Annotated in this window: 15 protein-coding genes; 9 read left to right on the forward strand and 6 right to left on the reverse strand. The window is 70.9% G+C overall.

From position 1 onward, the window contains the following. The first annotated feature begins 78 nt into the window (after nt 1-78). From C4K88_RS08070 to C4K88_RS08090, 5 genes are all read left to right on the forward strand, one after another. Nucleotides 79-843: a DUF4245 domain-containing protein gene (locus C4K88_RS08070; protein ID WP_241521776.1), complete on the forward strand. Its 765-nt coding sequence runs from the start codon at nt 79-81 to the stop codon at nt 841-843. Nucleotides 844-869: 26 nt separating this feature from the next. Then, nucleotides 870-1484, forward strand: coding sequence for a carbonic anhydrase (locus tag C4K88_RS08075; protein WP_104121298.1), 615 nt, complete (start codon nt 870-872; stop codon nt 1482-1484). Between the two features lie 21 nt (nt 1485-1505). Continuing rightward, a complete protein-coding gene (locus C4K88_RS08080) occupies nt 1506-2978 on the forward strand; it encodes a class II fumarate hydratase (RefSeq protein WP_277621641.1) in 1473 nt (490 codons plus the stop codon). 105 nt (nt 2979-3083) lie between these two features. Then, nucleotides 3084-3740: a TetR/AcrR family transcriptional regulator gene (locus C4K88_RS08085; protein ID WP_104121118.1), complete on the forward strand. Its 657-nt coding sequence runs from the start codon at nt 3084-3086 to the stop codon at nt 3738-3740. Then, complete coding sequence (locus C4K88_RS08090) at nt 3737-5338, forward strand: MDR family MFS transporter (RefSeq protein WP_104121119.1); 1602 nt, start codon at nt 3737-3739, stop codon at nt 5336-5338. Before C4K88_RS08085 ends, C4K88_RS08090 begins: the two co-directional genes overlap by 4 nt. A gap of 1 nt (nt 5339) precedes the next feature. Here C4K88_RS08090 and C4K88_RS08095 read toward each other — a convergent pair whose 3' ends face one another. Both C4K88_RS08095 and C4K88_RS08100 read right to left on the reverse strand, forming a co-directional pair. Then, a complete protein-coding gene (locus C4K88_RS08095) occupies nt 5340-5810 on the reverse strand; it encodes an NUDIX hydrolase (protein ID WP_104121120.1) in 471 nt (156 codons plus the stop codon). 5 nt (nt 5811-5815) lie between these two features. After that, the gene (locus C4K88_RS08100) at nt 5816-6322 is read right to left on the reverse strand and encodes a prepilin peptidase (RefSeq protein ID WP_104121121.1); all 507 of its coding nucleotides are present in this window, start codon (nt 6320-6322) and stop codon (nt 5816-5818) included. 58 nt (nt 6323-6380) lie between these two features. Here C4K88_RS08100 and C4K88_RS08105 point away from each other — a divergent pair, with 58 nt between their 5' ends. Continuing rightward, the gene (locus C4K88_RS08105; protein ID WP_104121122.1) at nt 6381-7136 is read left to right on the forward strand and encodes a hypothetical protein; all 756 of its coding nucleotides are present in this window, start codon (nt 6381-6383) and stop codon (nt 7134-7136) included. 1 nt (nt 7137) lies between these two features. Here the strand turns inward: C4K88_RS08105 and phoH2 are convergent, their stop codons facing one another. After that, nucleotides 7138-8463 (reverse strand): RNA 5'-3' helicase PhoH2, encoded by a 1326-nt coding sequence (gene phoH2, locus C4K88_RS08110; protein WP_241521777.1) that lies wholly within the window; start codon nt 8461-8463, stop codon nt 7138-7140. 164 nt (nt 8464-8627) lie between these two features. Next, nucleotides 8628-9395 (reverse strand): isoprenyl transferase, encoded by a 768-nt coding sequence (locus C4K88_RS08115; protein WP_104121124.1) that lies wholly within the window; start codon nt 9393-9395, stop codon nt 8628-8630. Nucleotides 9396-9591: 196 nt separating this feature from the next. Between C4K88_RS08115 and trhA the strand changes: the two genes are divergently transcribed. Continuing rightward, on the forward strand, nt 9592-10344 hold the full coding sequence (trhA, locus tag C4K88_RS08120) for a PAQR family membrane homeostasis protein TrhA (RefSeq protein WP_104121125.1): 753 nt from the start codon (nt 9592-9594) through the stop codon (nt 10342-10344). A gap of 11 nt (nt 10345-10355) precedes the next feature. On the opposite strand, the gene C4K88_RS08125 is transcribed toward trhA, so the two are convergent. After that, nucleotides 10356-10706, reverse strand: coding sequence for a hypothetical protein (locus C4K88_RS08125; protein WP_104121126.1), 351 nt, complete (start codon nt 10704-10706; stop codon nt 10356-10358). A 93-nt stretch (nt 10707-10799) separates the two neighbouring features. Beyond that, nucleotides 10800-11723 (reverse strand): mycothiol conjugate amidase Mca, encoded by a 924-nt coding sequence (gene mca / locus C4K88_RS08130; RefSeq protein ID WP_104121127.1) that lies wholly within the window; start codon nt 11721-11723, stop codon nt 10800-10802. 98 nt (nt 11724-11821) lie between these two features. Here mca and C4K88_RS08135 point away from each other — a divergent pair, with 98 nt between their 5' ends. Together C4K88_RS08135 and greA are read left to right on the forward strand one after the other, a co-directional pair. Further along, nucleotides 11822-12256 (forward strand): DUF4307 domain-containing protein, encoded by a 435-nt coding sequence (locus tag C4K88_RS08135; protein WP_241521778.1) that lies wholly within the window; start codon nt 11822-11824, stop codon nt 12254-12256. A gap of 196 nt (nt 12257-12452) precedes the next feature. Further along, the gene (greA, locus tag C4K88_RS08140) at nt 12453-12944 is read left to right on the forward strand and encodes a transcription elongation factor GreA (RefSeq protein ID WP_104121128.1); all 492 of its coding nucleotides are present in this window, start codon (nt 12453-12455) and stop codon (nt 12942-12944) included. Nucleotides 12945-12955: the final 11 nt, after the last annotated feature.

Consider the following 12955-nt stretch of genomic DNA (forward strand, 5'->3'; position numbering starts at 1 on the left):
CCGCCGACGGCGCAGATGTGCAGACCCCGGGGCGCCACCAGGTTAGGCACTACGGCCGGCATCAGCGAAAATGGAGGGGTGAGCGATCAAGGCGACGAGCGGACGACCCCCGGGACACGAGCAGGCGCCGGCGAGGGACCGGCCACGCCCGAGCGGCAGGCGGGACGAGCGCCCGCGCAGCAGACAGGACGACCGGCCGGCGGCGCCGGACCCGCGGAGGACCTGGACGATGACGCCCCGCCCATCACGCTCACCCCGAACCAGGCCAAGCGCGCCAGTTCCACGGCCCGCGGCATGCTGATCGCCACGGGCGCGACCATCGCCGTCGTGCTCCCGGTCTACTTCCTGAACCCCACGTACACCGCCGAGACGTACCGGCGCGACATCGACGTCGAGACCGTCGCGCGCCAGGCCGCGGGCGACGCCGGCTACCTCCCGGCATCGCCGACCCTGCCGGAGGAGTGGTCCTCCACCTACGCCCGCTGGGTCACCGGCCGCAGCGACGCGGTCGACTTCTGGGAGGTCGGGTTCCTCACCGCCGACGCCGGGTACATCCAGCTCACCCAGACCGACGACGCGAACCCCACCTGGACGGCGCAGCGCGTCGAGGACGCGCAGGTCTCCGGGACGCGCACCATCGGCGGGCTCGAGTGGGAGCTCCTCGACGCACCGAACGGGGACACCGTGCTGACCTCCGAGGTGGACGGCGCCACGGTGATCCTCAACGGGCAGGCCTCCCTCACCGAGTTCGACGCCGTGGGCGAGGCCGTCGTCGAGGACGTCCGGCAGAACGCCGTCGACGAGGCCGAGCGCCTGTCATCTTCGGACACGGACGGTTCGTGACGGACGGAGCCAGTACAGTGGGCGGCGTGACCCAGCAACTGACCCCCGCCGCCGCCTGGCAGCGACTGCAGGAGGGCAACGCGCGCTTCGTGGCCTCCGACGTCTCGCACCCCAACCAGGACGCCTCCCGCCGCACCGCGCTCGTGAACGACCAGCACCCGTTCGCCGTGATCTTCGGGTGCTCGGACTCCCGGCTCGCCGCGGAGATCATCTTCGACCTCGGCCTCGGCGACGTCTTCGTGGTCCGCACGGCCGGCCAGGTGATCGACGACGCCGTCCTCGGCTCGCTCGAGTACAGCGTGAGCGTGCTCGGCGTCCCCCTGATCGTGATCCTCGGCCACGACAGCTGCGGTGCCGTCACCGCGACGATGAACGCGATCGAGACCGGCGACATGCCCACGGGCTTCCTCCGCGACCTCGTCGAGCGGATCACGCCGTCCGTCCTCACCGCGCGGCGCGCCGGTGTCACCGACGTCAACACGACCGTCATCGAGCACACGAAACAGACTGCCCAGCGGCTGGTCGACAGCTCCCGCGTCATCGCCGACGCCGTCGAGGGCGGGTCGGTCGCCGTCATCGGCGTCTCCTACCGCCTGGACGAGGGCAACGCCGTGCTGGTGTCAGGATTTGGCGCACTGTAGAGCAGCGGTGAGAATTGCGGCATGACTCCAACGCCTGCAGCCGGCCCTGACTCCACCTCGACGACGGGCACTGCGCCCGGCGCGGAGACCGAGTACCGCATCGAACACGACACCATGGGCGAGGTGCGCGTGCCCGTGAACGCTCTGTACCGGGCGCAGACGCAGCGAGCCGTCGAGAACTTCCCGATCTCCGGCACCACCCTCGAGCGTGCGCACATCGAGGCGCTCGCCCGCATCAAGAAGGCCGCGGCGACGGCGAACGCCGAGCTCGGCGTGCTCGACGCCGAGCGTGCCCGGGCCATCGAGGCGGCGGCGGAGGACGTGGCGTCGGGCCGCTACGACGGCGACTTCCCGGTGGACATCTACCAGACGGGCTCCGGGACGTCGTCGAACATGAACGCGAACGAGGTCATCGCGACCCTCGCGAGCCGCGCCCTCGAGGCCGCGGGGAGCTCCACCACCGTGCATCCGAACGACCACGTCAACGCCTCGCAGTCCTCGAACGACGTCTTCCCCACCTCCGTGCACGTCGCCGCCACGTCGGCGCTCGTCAAGGACCTGATCCCGGCCCTGGCACACCTCGCCGAAGCGCTCGAGCGCAAGGCCGCCGAGTTCAGCACCGTGGTGAAGTCCGGCCGCACGCACCTCATGGACGCCACCCCGGTCACCCTGGGCCAGGAGTTCGGCGGCTACGCGGCCCAGGTGCGCTACGGGATCGAGCGCATCGAGGCGTCGCTGGCCCGGGTGGCCGAGGTACCGCTGGGCGGCACTGCCGTGGGCACCGGCATCAACACCCCGGCCGGCTTCTCGGCGCGGGTCATCGAACTGCTCGCCGCGGACACCGGGCTGCCCCTCACCGAGGCGCGCGACCACTTCGAGGCGCAGGCCAACCGCGACTCCCTCGTGGAGATCTCCGGCATGCTCCGCACCATCGCGGTGTCGCTGACGAAGATCCACAACGACCTCCGCTGGCTCGGGTCCGGCCCGAACACCGGCCTCGGGGAGATCGCCCTCCCCGACCTGCAGCCCGGCTCGTCCATCATGCCCGGCAAGGTGAACCCCGTCATCGCGGAGGCCGTCATCATGGTCTGCGCGCAGGTGGTCGGCAACGACGCCACGGTCGCGTGGTCCGGCACCAACGGGGCGTTCGAGCTCAACGTCGGCATCCCCGTGATCGCCCGGAACGTCCTGGAGTCCATCCGGCTGCTGAGCAACTCGACGCGCGTGTCCGCGGACCGCATGATCGACGGCATCACGGCGAACGTCGAGCGCGCCCGGTTCCTCGCCGAGGCCTCCCCCTCGATCGTGACCCCGCTCAACAAGCACATCGGGTACGAGAACGCGGCGAAGATCGCGAAGAAGGCCGTCGCCGAGGGCCTCACGGTGCGCGAGGCCGTCGTCGCCCTCGGGTTCGTGGAGCGCGGCGAGCTCACCGAGGAGCAGCTCGATGCGGCGCTCGACGTCCTCGCGATGACACGGCCCCCGCAGGCCTGACCCGCAGCCGGTCCCCGGACACGACGGAGGGGCGCACCGCCCGGGTGCGCCCCTCCGTCGTATCCACGCCCGCTGATTTTGCACTTGTCTGTACACAGTGCAAATATGTACTCCGTGGATGACAGTGCAATATCAGCGGCCCCCGGACTCCGGGAGCGCAAGCGACGCCGGACCAGGGCCTCGATCGTGGCGGTGGCCCGCCGGCTCACCCTCGAGCACGGCCTCGCGGGGTTCACCGTCGAGCAGCTGTGCGAGGAGGTCGGCGTCTCCCGCCGCACGTTCTTCAACTACTTCCCGTCGAAGGAGGACGCCGTCCTCGGCACCTCCGACGAGGGGTTCCCGCAGGCGATCCTCGACGCCTTCGTCGACTCCGGCCGCACCGTCCCGCCCCGGCCCCTCCTCGACGCGCTCACCGACCTGTTCGCCGACTTCGGCAGCAGCATGGCGATCACGCGGGAGGAGTACGAGACGATGTCCGCCCTCCTGCACCGCGAACCGCACCTCATGGCCCGGATGTTCGCGCGGGCCGAGTCCAAGTCCCAGCTCCTGACCGACCTCATCCTCGACCGCGAGGACCTGCCGGCGGACGCCCCCGCGGCGCGGGTCGCCACGTTCGTCCTCGGCGGCCTGGCCCGCCGGTCCTTCGACGAGTTCTTCGCGGACGGCAACACCCTCTCCTACGCGCAGGTGTTCCGGCGGAACATCGACGCCCTGCGGTACCTCTTCCCCTCCCCTCCTCCCCAGAACCAGGACACCCCATGAGCACACCGACGGCGCAGGACGGCCCGCTCCTGCTGACCCAGCGACGCATCTGGATCATCTTCTCGGCGCTGATCGCCGGGATGCTGCTCTCCAGCCTCGACCAGACCATCGTCTCCACCGCCATGCCCACCATCGTGGGCCAGCTCGGCGGCGTCGAGCACCAGGTCTGGATCACGACGGCGTATCTCCTCGCCACCACGATCGTGATGCCGATCTATGGCAAGTTCGGCGACGTCCTCGGGCGCCGCAACCTCTTCCTCTTCGCCATCGCGCTCTTCACGGTCGCCTCGATCGGCTGCGCCTTCGCCACGGACTTCTGGATGTTCGTGGTGTTCCGGGCCGTCCAGGGCCTCGGCGGCGGCGGGCTGATGATCCTGTCGCAGGCGATCATTGCGGACATCGTCCCGGCCAACGAGCGCGGCAAGTACATGGGACCGCTCGGCGGCATCTTCGGCCTCAGCGCCGTCGCCGGCCCCCTCCTCGGCGGCTACTTCGTGGACCACCTCACCTGGAACTGGGCGTTCTACATCAACATCCCCATCGGCATCGCCGCCTTCACCATCGCCTGGTTCACGCTGCGCCTGCCGTCCAAGAAGGCCACGAAGCGCATGGACATCCCCGGCGTCGTCCTGCTGTCCATCGCCACGACGTGCCTGATCTTCTTCACCGACTTCGGCGGGGACGCGGCCGAGGGCTGGACCTCGCCGCTCACCTGGGCCTTCGGGGCCGCCATGGTCGTCGCGGCGGTCGCGTTCGTCCTCGTGGAGCGCCGCGCCGAGGACCCGATCATCCCGCTGGAACTCTTCCGCAACCGCACGTTCGTCACCAGCACGGGCATCGGCCTCACCCTCGGCCTCGGTATGTTCGCCGCCCTGGCCTTCATGCCGACCTTCCTGCAGATGGCCTCCGGTACGTCCGCCGCCGTGTCCGGGCTGCTCCTCGTCCCGATGATCGTCGGCCTCATGGGCACGTCCATCTTCTCCGGCGTCGCGATCTCCCGCACGGGCCGGTACCGCAGGTACCCGATCGCCGGCGTCTCGATCACCCTCCTGACGCTGGTCTGGATGTCCACGCTCACAGCCACCACGCCGATCTGGGTCATCTGCACCATGCTGTTCTTCTTCGGCGCGGGGCTCGGCCTCATCATGCAGGTGATCGTCCTCGTGGTGCAGAACGCGGTGTCCCCGACCATGGTCGGCGTCGCCACGAGCACCAACAACTACTTCCGGGAGGTCGGTGCGGCGCTCGGCGTCGCCGTCTTCGGCGCCATCTTCACGAGCCGCCTCTCGGAGCGCCTCACCGCAACGTTCGCCTCGTTCGGCGCCGACCCGGAGGCCGCCGGCCAGGCGACGTCCACCCTGGACCCGGCGGCGCTCAACGCCCTGCCCGACCCGGTCCGGAACGCCGTCGTGAGCGACTACGCCGAATCGCTGGCCCCGGTGTTCCTCTACCTCGTGCCGTTCCTGGTGATCGCCCTCGTCCTGGCCCTCCTGCTGCGCGAGATCCCGCTGTCGGCGACGTCGGGCATGGTCGCGCGTGGCGAGGCCATCGGCGGCGAGGAAGCAGACCGCCTCGAGCGCGAACGCGCCGCCGGGTAGGTCAGGCCACGAAGCGGGCCACGCCGTCGAAGGATGCGGCGCCCTGCACCAGGGCTAGGTGCCGGGCGCCGAGGTCGGGCAGGGCGTCCAGTGCGAACCAGCCGACGTCGGTCGACTCGTCGTCGTTGACCCGTGCGGTGCCGCTGACCCGGCGGCACCGGAAGTCGAGGGTCAGGAACGAGGCGACGTCACCGTTCGGGAAGGTGATGGGCCCCACCACCTTCGTCCCGAGCAGGCACTCGACCTCCACGAGCACCCCGGTCTCCTCCTCGACCTCGCGGCGCAGGGCCACCGCCGGCTCTTCGCCGGGCTCCACCATGCCGGTGATGAGGGCCCGGGCCCCGTTGTCGGCCCGTCGGCCGAGGAGCACCCGCCCGGCGTCGTCGAAGACCACGCCGCACACCCCCGGGAGCCAGAGCGGGTCGTGGCCGATCACACGGCGCAGGGCGAGAACGAAATCCGGGCTGGGCATGATTTTCAGCGTAGTACAGCGAGGCCGACACCCGCTCCCGCGATGAGGAACGGGCCGAACGCCACCGACGTGCGCAGGGTCGCCCGCCGCGTCGCCAGGAGCAGCACGCTCCACAGCCCGCCGAGCACGAGGGCCAGGAACGGACCCCACCAGAGCTCGGCCCGTCCGGCGAACCCCAGGTAGAGGCCGAGGAGCCCTGCGAGCTTCACGTCCCCGAGGCCCAGCCCCTGCGGATGGAGCAGGTGCAGTGCCGCGAAGGCAAGCAGCAGCGCCGCGCCCCCGCCGAGCATCCCCGCGATCCGGTGCCAGTCCCCCGCGATCCCGGCGGCCGCCCCGAGGAGCAGGATCGCCGCGGGATAGGACGGCAGGACGATGCGGTCCGGGAGCCGGTGCGTGCGCCAGTCGATGACGCTCAGCCGCACCCCGACGACGGCGAACCCCGCGAGCGCGGCGGCGAGGAGCACGAAGGCCACGGGCTCCCTGCCCAGGTAGTCGGCGAGCGCGGCGGTCACGGCTCCAACCTACGCGACGGCCCTGATCCCGCGGCGCAGCGGCGGCTACACTGTGCGCATGTCCGCCCAGCACAGTTCCAGTCCCGAGGAGACGTTCCGCTCGCTCTGCCGCTCCTCCCCCTGGCGCTGGGAGACCCTCCGCTTCACCATCACCTGGCGCGCACCGGAGGAGTCGGGCAGCGACACGGCGCCGCCGCTCACCGCCTGGCTGCGCAGGCCGGCGGCGCTGCGCGTGGAGGCCGCGGACGGCACGCTCCTCCACTCCACCACCGGCAACGAGACCTCCCGCGACACGATGTACGTGAGTGCCACCCGGAAGTCCTGGCTCCTCGCACCGCGGCTGGTGACCCCCGTGTACGACGACGCCGGGTACGTGCGCCGCCGGCCCGAGGCGGCCTACGGCGAGGCGGTCTTCGGTGATCCGCGCTGGTCCTCGATGCTGGACCCGGTGGAGCTGGCCGGGAACGCGCCCGTCGCGATGGTCTTCCCGGGAGCCGAACGGGTGGAGATCGAGGATCTCGCCGAGGAGGTGTTCGCCGGCCGCCCGGTGCTCGCGGCGACGCTCACCCCCAACGCCGGGTACACCGCGACCGCGCCCGGCCATCCGCTCATCGGCGAGGGACGGACGCGCGTGCTCATCGACGTCGGCACGGCGGTGTGCGTGTCGACGACGGCGCTCGACGGCCCCTCGCGGGGCGCGGGCCACGATCTGCAGATCCTCGGTGTGGACGAGTACCTGACCGACGACTACTTCCGGGCGGCCCCGCCGGACCTCAGCGACGTGAGCCGGCACGTGCCGTGGATCGTGGAGTGACCTAGAGCTCGGTCCCTTCCAGCAGGTCGGTCACGAGGGCCGCGATCGGCGACCGCTCGGACCGCGTGAGGGTCACGTGTCCGAAGAGCGGGTGGCCCTTGAGGATCTCGATGACCGCCGCGATGCCGTCGTGCCGGCCCACGCGCAGGTTGTCCCGCTGGGCGACGTCGTGCGTGAGGACGATCCTGGACTGCTGCCCGATGCGGCTCATGACCGTCAGGAGCACGTTCTTCTCGAGGGACTGCGCCTCGTCGACGATGACGAAGGAGTCGTGCAGGCTCCGGCCGCGGATGTGGGTGAGCGGCAGGACCTCCAGCATCCCGCGGTCCAGGACCTCGTCGAGGACCTCCTGCGACACGAGGGCGCCGAGGGTGTCGAAGACCGCCTGCGCCCACGGATTCATCTTGTCGGTCTCGCCGCCGGGCAGGTAGCCGAGGTCCTGGCCGCCCACCGCGTAGAGCGGCCGGAAGACCACCACCTTGCGGTGCTCCCGGCGTTCGAGGACCGCCTCGAGGCCCGCGCACAGGGCGAGGGCGGACTTCCCGGTGCCGGCGCGCCCGCCGAGCGAGACGATCCCCACCTCGGGATCCAGCAGGAGGTCGATGGCCAGGCGCTGCTCCGCGGAGCGGCCGTGCAGTCCGAAGACGTCGCGGTCCCCGCGTACCCGGCGGACGTGCTTGTCCGCTCCGACGCGCCCCAGCGCGGAGCCCCGAGGCGAGACCAGGATGACGCCGGTGTTGACCGGCTGCTCGGCGGCGCCCGCCACGAACACGGTCTCCTGCTGGTACAGGGCGTCGACCTCCTCCGCGGTGGCGTCGAGCTCCGCGACACCGGTCCAGCCGGAGTCCCGGACGAACTCGTTGCGGTACTCCTCGGCCTGGAGCCCCATCGCGGAGGCCTTGAGGCGCAGCGGCAGGTCCTTCGACACCACCGTGACGTCCCGCCCCTCGACGGCGAGGCTCTTCGCGACCGCGAGGATCCGCGCGTCGTTGTCGCCGCTCCTGAACCCGACCGGGAGCACGTCCGGGGACACATGGTTCAGTTCGACGCGCAGCGAACCGCCCTCGTCCCCGAGGGGGATGTCGCGGTCGAGGCCCCCGTGGGCCACCCGCAGGTCGTCCAGCAGCCCGAGCGCCTTCCGCGCGAAGTACCCGAGCTCGGGGTCGTTCCGCTTGCCCTCGAGCTCGGAGATCACGACGACGGGCAGGACCACCTGGTGTTCCTCGAACCTCAGGACGGCGCGGGGGTCCGACAACAGGACCGACGTGTCGACGACGTAGCAGCGGCGGGGCGGTGCATCGGGCGATGGGATGCCGGTCGTGACCACAGGAACTCCGCTCCGGGGTGGCTGCACCCCGCCGTCGTAGGGTGGCGCAGGTACGGATCCGGACCCCCGCCGATGGCTCGACCCTACGCCTCCCGTCCGGCCGGCGGCGCAGGGGCAGCCGTGTCGTGCGTGAACGGACGGTGACGTGGACGGACGGTGAACCGTCAGGATCCGAAGCGGCGCTGGCGTCGGCCGAAGTCGCGCAGGGCCCGCAGGAAGTCCACCCGACGGAAATCGGGCCACAGGGCCTCGCAGAAGTAGAACTCGCTGTACGCGCTCTGCCACATGAGGAAGCCGGAGAGCCGCTGCTCGCCGGAGGTGCGGATGACGAGGTCGGGATCCTGCTGGCCGCGCGTGTACAGGCGCGAGGAGATGTGCTGGTCCGTCAGCTCCTCGGCGAGCGTCTCCAGGGTCTCCCCCCGGGCCGCGGCGTCCCGCATGAGCTCCTTGACGGCGTCGACGATCTCACGGCGTCCCCCGTACCCGACCGCCACGTTGACGTGGATGCCGTCGATCGTCTCCGTGGAGGCGGCGAGGTCCACGAGCTTGCCGCTGAGGTCCTCCGGCAGCAGGTCGAGGGCACCGACGGGCTGCACCCGCACCCGGTTGCTCTCGCCCAGCCGGTCCAGGGTGTTCGCGATGATGTCGAGGAGCTGGTCGATCTCCTCCTGGGGCCGGCCCATGTTGTCGGTGGAAAGCATGTAGAGGGTGACCACGTCCACGCCGAGCTCCTCGCACCAGCCGAGGAATTCGTGGATCTTGTCCGCGCCGGCCTGGTGGCCGTGGCTCGTCGGAGCGCCGGCGAGCTTCGCCCACCGGCGGTTGCCGTCCACCATCACACCGATGTGGTGCGGGATGCGCTCGGGCACGAGATGGCGCTGCAGCCTGCGCTCGTAGAAGCTGTAGCCGACTTCGGGGAACGTCCACGTCACGCCCGGCCACACCTCCTGAGTCCGTGCTCCGGAGGTTCCGGAGCTCTGTCGCGGCGGAGCGCCCGGCGCTCCGCATACCTCTTCCTACCGTACCGGCAGTTGCCCGGCCACGGGCCGCTTGCACGCCGTCCAGGGGTTGCGGATGCCGCACAGGCGCCGTCCGTCGGTGTCGGCGTCGTGGGCTAGAATCCGGGCTATGATTCCGCGCGAACAGGCCCCTCACCGCCGCCCTTCGGACACCGGCGGCGGACCCGCCGCGGCGTTCGAGGACACGGTCGGTTCGCTGGCCGGCCCCCTCGCCGACGCCCTGGCCACCAAGCCGCTCTGGCGGGGCTGGATCCACGCCGTGGCGACGCCCCTGGCGGTCGCGGCGGGAGTCGTGCTCGTGGCACTGGCGCCGACGCCGGCGCTCAGGATCGCCTCCGCCATCTACGCGTTCACCGGCGTGCTGCTCTTCGGCGTGAGTGCCGTCTATCACCGCGGTAACTGGAGCCCCCGGGTGAGGGTGGTGCTGAAACGCCTCGACCACACCAACATCATGCTGGTCATCGCCGGGTCCTACACGCCGCTGGCCTGGGCGCTCCTCGAACCGGGCAAGGCCAGGACGCTGCTGTGGATCATCTGGGGCGGCGCCATCGCCGGTGTGCTGTTCCGCAACCTCTGGGTGGATGCCCCGCGCTGGCTGTACGTCCCGATCTACGTGGCGCTGGGCTGCGCCTCGGTGTTCTACCTGCCCGACTTCTTCCGGGCGGACGTCGCCGCCGCCGTCCTCATCGTCGTCGGCGGCGTGCTCTACATCGCGGGCGCCGTGTTCTACGGGATCAAGCGGCCCAACTTCTCGCTGCGCGTGTTCGGCTTCCACGAGCTCTTCCACGCGTTCACCGTCGCGGCCTTCGCGGCACACTTCATCGCGATCATGCTGGCGGTCCTGGACCCCGTCCGGACCTAGCGGCAGTACACCTAGCGGTTGTCCGGGCCGTGCTTCCCGCCGGGCATGGGCCGACCGGTGCCGTCCGCGCCCGGCGCCTGGCGACCGGCCTCTCCCCCGGCGTCCGGAGCGCCGTCGGGCCCCGGAGCAGCGCCGTCGTCCTCGCGCAGGGCGCGCGCCTGATCCACCTCCGCGGTGTATCGGACCCGGCGGATGCGCTTGGTCATGTCGCGGATGAGGAGGATGACCAGGACGACGACGAAGAGGGTCGCCAGGAACCCGAGGGTCCCGGGTGTCACCGAGGCGGGGTCCAGCCCGGGTTTCAGGGTCGGATCGCCCGACGGCGTCATCGTCGTTACGGCCAGTCCGAGGTCAAGGATCACGCAGGCACCACTTTCGAAGCTCGCGGCGGGTCACGGTGACCGCCCCGTGCAATTCTACGCGGGATAGAACTGACCCACGGACCCGGCGGAACCCTAGGCGTCGGCGGTGATGCCCGCGAAGAGGTCGTCCTCGGGCAGTGCGGACTCCACCCTCGAGGTGATGAGCGAGTAGTCCTCCCACGGCCACACCCTCTGCTGCATCTCGATCGAGACCGCGAAGAAGAAGCCCTCGGGATCCACCTGGGTGCGGTGCGCGAGGAGCGCCCGCTCCCGGTGCCCGAAGAAGTCCGCGCAATGGATCTGCGTGGTGGTCGGGTGGGTGGGGGCAGGCGGCTGGTGCCCCTCGGCGTCCGACTCGAGCCACTGCGCGATGCGCTCGGCGAACGGTGACTGCAGGCCGGCCTCCTCGAGGGCGAAGTGCAGGGCGCGGAGGCGCTCCGGGTTGAACGCGCGGTCGTAGTAGAGCTTCGACGCGCTCCAGGCCTCGCCCGTCCCGGGGTAGCGGTCCGCATCGGCCGCGGCCTCGAACGCCTCCACGGCGATGCGGTGGGCCATGATGTGGTCGGGGTGCGGGTAGCCGCCGTTCTCGTCGTAGCTGATGATCACGTGGGGGCGGAACTCGCGCACGAGCTGCACGAGGGGCGCGGCGGCCCGCTCGAGCGGCTGCAGGGCGAAGCACCCGACCGGCAGATCGGGCAGGGGGTCGCCCTCGGGCAGCCCCGAATCCTCGAAGCCGAGCCACCGGTGCCGGACGCCGAGCTCCGCGGCGGCGCGGGCCATCTCGAGCCGGCGGAGTCCGGGGAGGTCGCGCTTGCCGTGCGGGTCGTCGTTCATGGCCGCGTTCAGGATGTCGCCGCGCTCCCCCCCGGTGCAGGTCGCGACCATGACCTCCGCTCCTGCCGCCACATAGCCGGCCATCGTGGCGGCGCCCTTGCTGGACTCGTCGTCCGGGTGGGCGTGGACGGCGAGGAGGCGCAGACCCTCGCGGGACTCGCCGGGCTGATCCTGGGCTGGCAACACGCGCTCCTGGCTTCTCGGGGACTGCGGGATTCGGGGGACGGACCTGTGGGAGCGGCCGGAGGGGGCCGTCCGTCGACGGACGGTAAAATGGGAACGTGAGCTCCGCCGGAACGCCAACACCCAGAGTAGCCAATCGCTACGGCACCCCCAAGCCGAAGAAGCCGATGGGCCGTGTCCGGATGCTCGTCCTGGCTCTGGTCCTCGCCGCGGTGGCAGCGATCGCGGCCGTGGCCCTGACCACCGGCAGTCCCCCGGTGTCCTCGAAGGACGTCGGCTTCTCCCTCGCCTCGGACGAACTGGCGAGCGTCGACTTCGAGGTGACGAAGGACCGCTCGTCGACCGCGCAGTGTGCCGTGCAGGTGCTCAGCGAGAACTATGCGGTGGTCGGCTGGAGGGTCGTGACCATCGGCCCGAACAGCGCCGAGGAGGGCGCCAACGATGGCGGGACCACCGCGCACCGGACGGATGTGCGCCTGGACTCGCCCGGGGTGTCCGGCGGCGTCAATGCCTGCTGGATCGTGGAGGACTGACCCGGGCTGCTTGGGTTCTGGCCGTCCCCCCTCTAGCATGGGAGGATACGTATCGCCCCGCTTCACCGGCGCACCGGCAACCCGGTCCCACGAGGCGGGGTGTTTGCTTGCCGGTGACACACGGCCGCACCGCCGGCCCGTCGAGCGACCATGAGCCCCGCCCTCCCGGCGGCGGCCGTACCGAAGGAGTTATCCCGTGTCCACGAACAGCGCTCCCACCGCCTGGCTCACGCAGGAGTCCTACGACCGGCTCAAGAGCGAACTGGATCACCTGTCCGGTCCCGGTCGCACCGAGATCGTCGCCCGGATCGAGCAGGCCCGCTCCGAGGGCGACCTCAAGGAGAACGGCGGCTACCACGCCGCGAAGGAGGAGCAGGGCAAGGCCGAGGCCCGTATCCGCCAGCTCACGCACCTGCTGGACAACGCGCACGTCGGCGAGTCCCCGGCGGACGACGGCGTCGTCGAGCCGGGCATGATGGTGTCCGCGAAGATCGCCGGCGACGTCGAGAACTTCCTGCTGGGCAGCCGTGAGGTGGCCGGCGACACGGACATCGACGTCTACAGCGAGAAGTCGCCCCTGGGCGCCGCCATCCAGGGGACCAAGGCCGGCGACACGGTCACCTACGTGGCGCCGAACGGCAAGGAGATCACCGTCGAGATCATCTCGGCCACCCCGTACGTGGGCTGATCCGTCAGCTC

Source organism: Arthrobacter pityocampae (assembly GCF_002927275.1).
Taxonomy (GTDB): domain Bacteria; phylum Actinomycetota; class Actinomycetes; order Actinomycetales; family Micrococcaceae; genus Arthrobacter_D; species Arthrobacter_D pityocampae.

Bases quoted from the DNA above. Each gene is read 5' to 3' on its own strand.
- C4K88_RS08080 (WP_277621641.1), top strand. From the start codon at position 1,506: ATGACTCCAACGCCTGCAGCCGGCCCTGACTCCACCTCGACGACGGGC.
- C4K88_RS08105 (WP_104121122.1), top strand. From the start codon at position 6,381: ATGTCCGCCCAGCACAGTTCCAGTCCCGAGGAGACGTTCCGCTCGCTC.
- trhA (WP_104121125.1), top strand. From the start codon at position 9,592: ATGATTCCGCGCGAACAGGCCCCTCACCGCCGCCCTTCGGACACCGGC.
- C4K88_RS08095 (WP_104121120.1), bottom strand. From the start codon at position 5,810: ATGCCCAGCCCGGATTTCGTTCTCGCCCTGCGCCGTGTGATCGGCCAC.
- C4K88_RS08085 (WP_104121118.1), top strand. From the start codon at position 3,084: ATGTACTCCGTGGATGACAGTGCAATATCAGCGGCCCCCGGACTCCGG.
- C4K88_RS08090 (WP_104121119.1), top strand. From the start codon at position 3,737: ATGAGCACACCGACGGCGCAGGACGGCCCGCTCCTGCTGACCCAGCGA.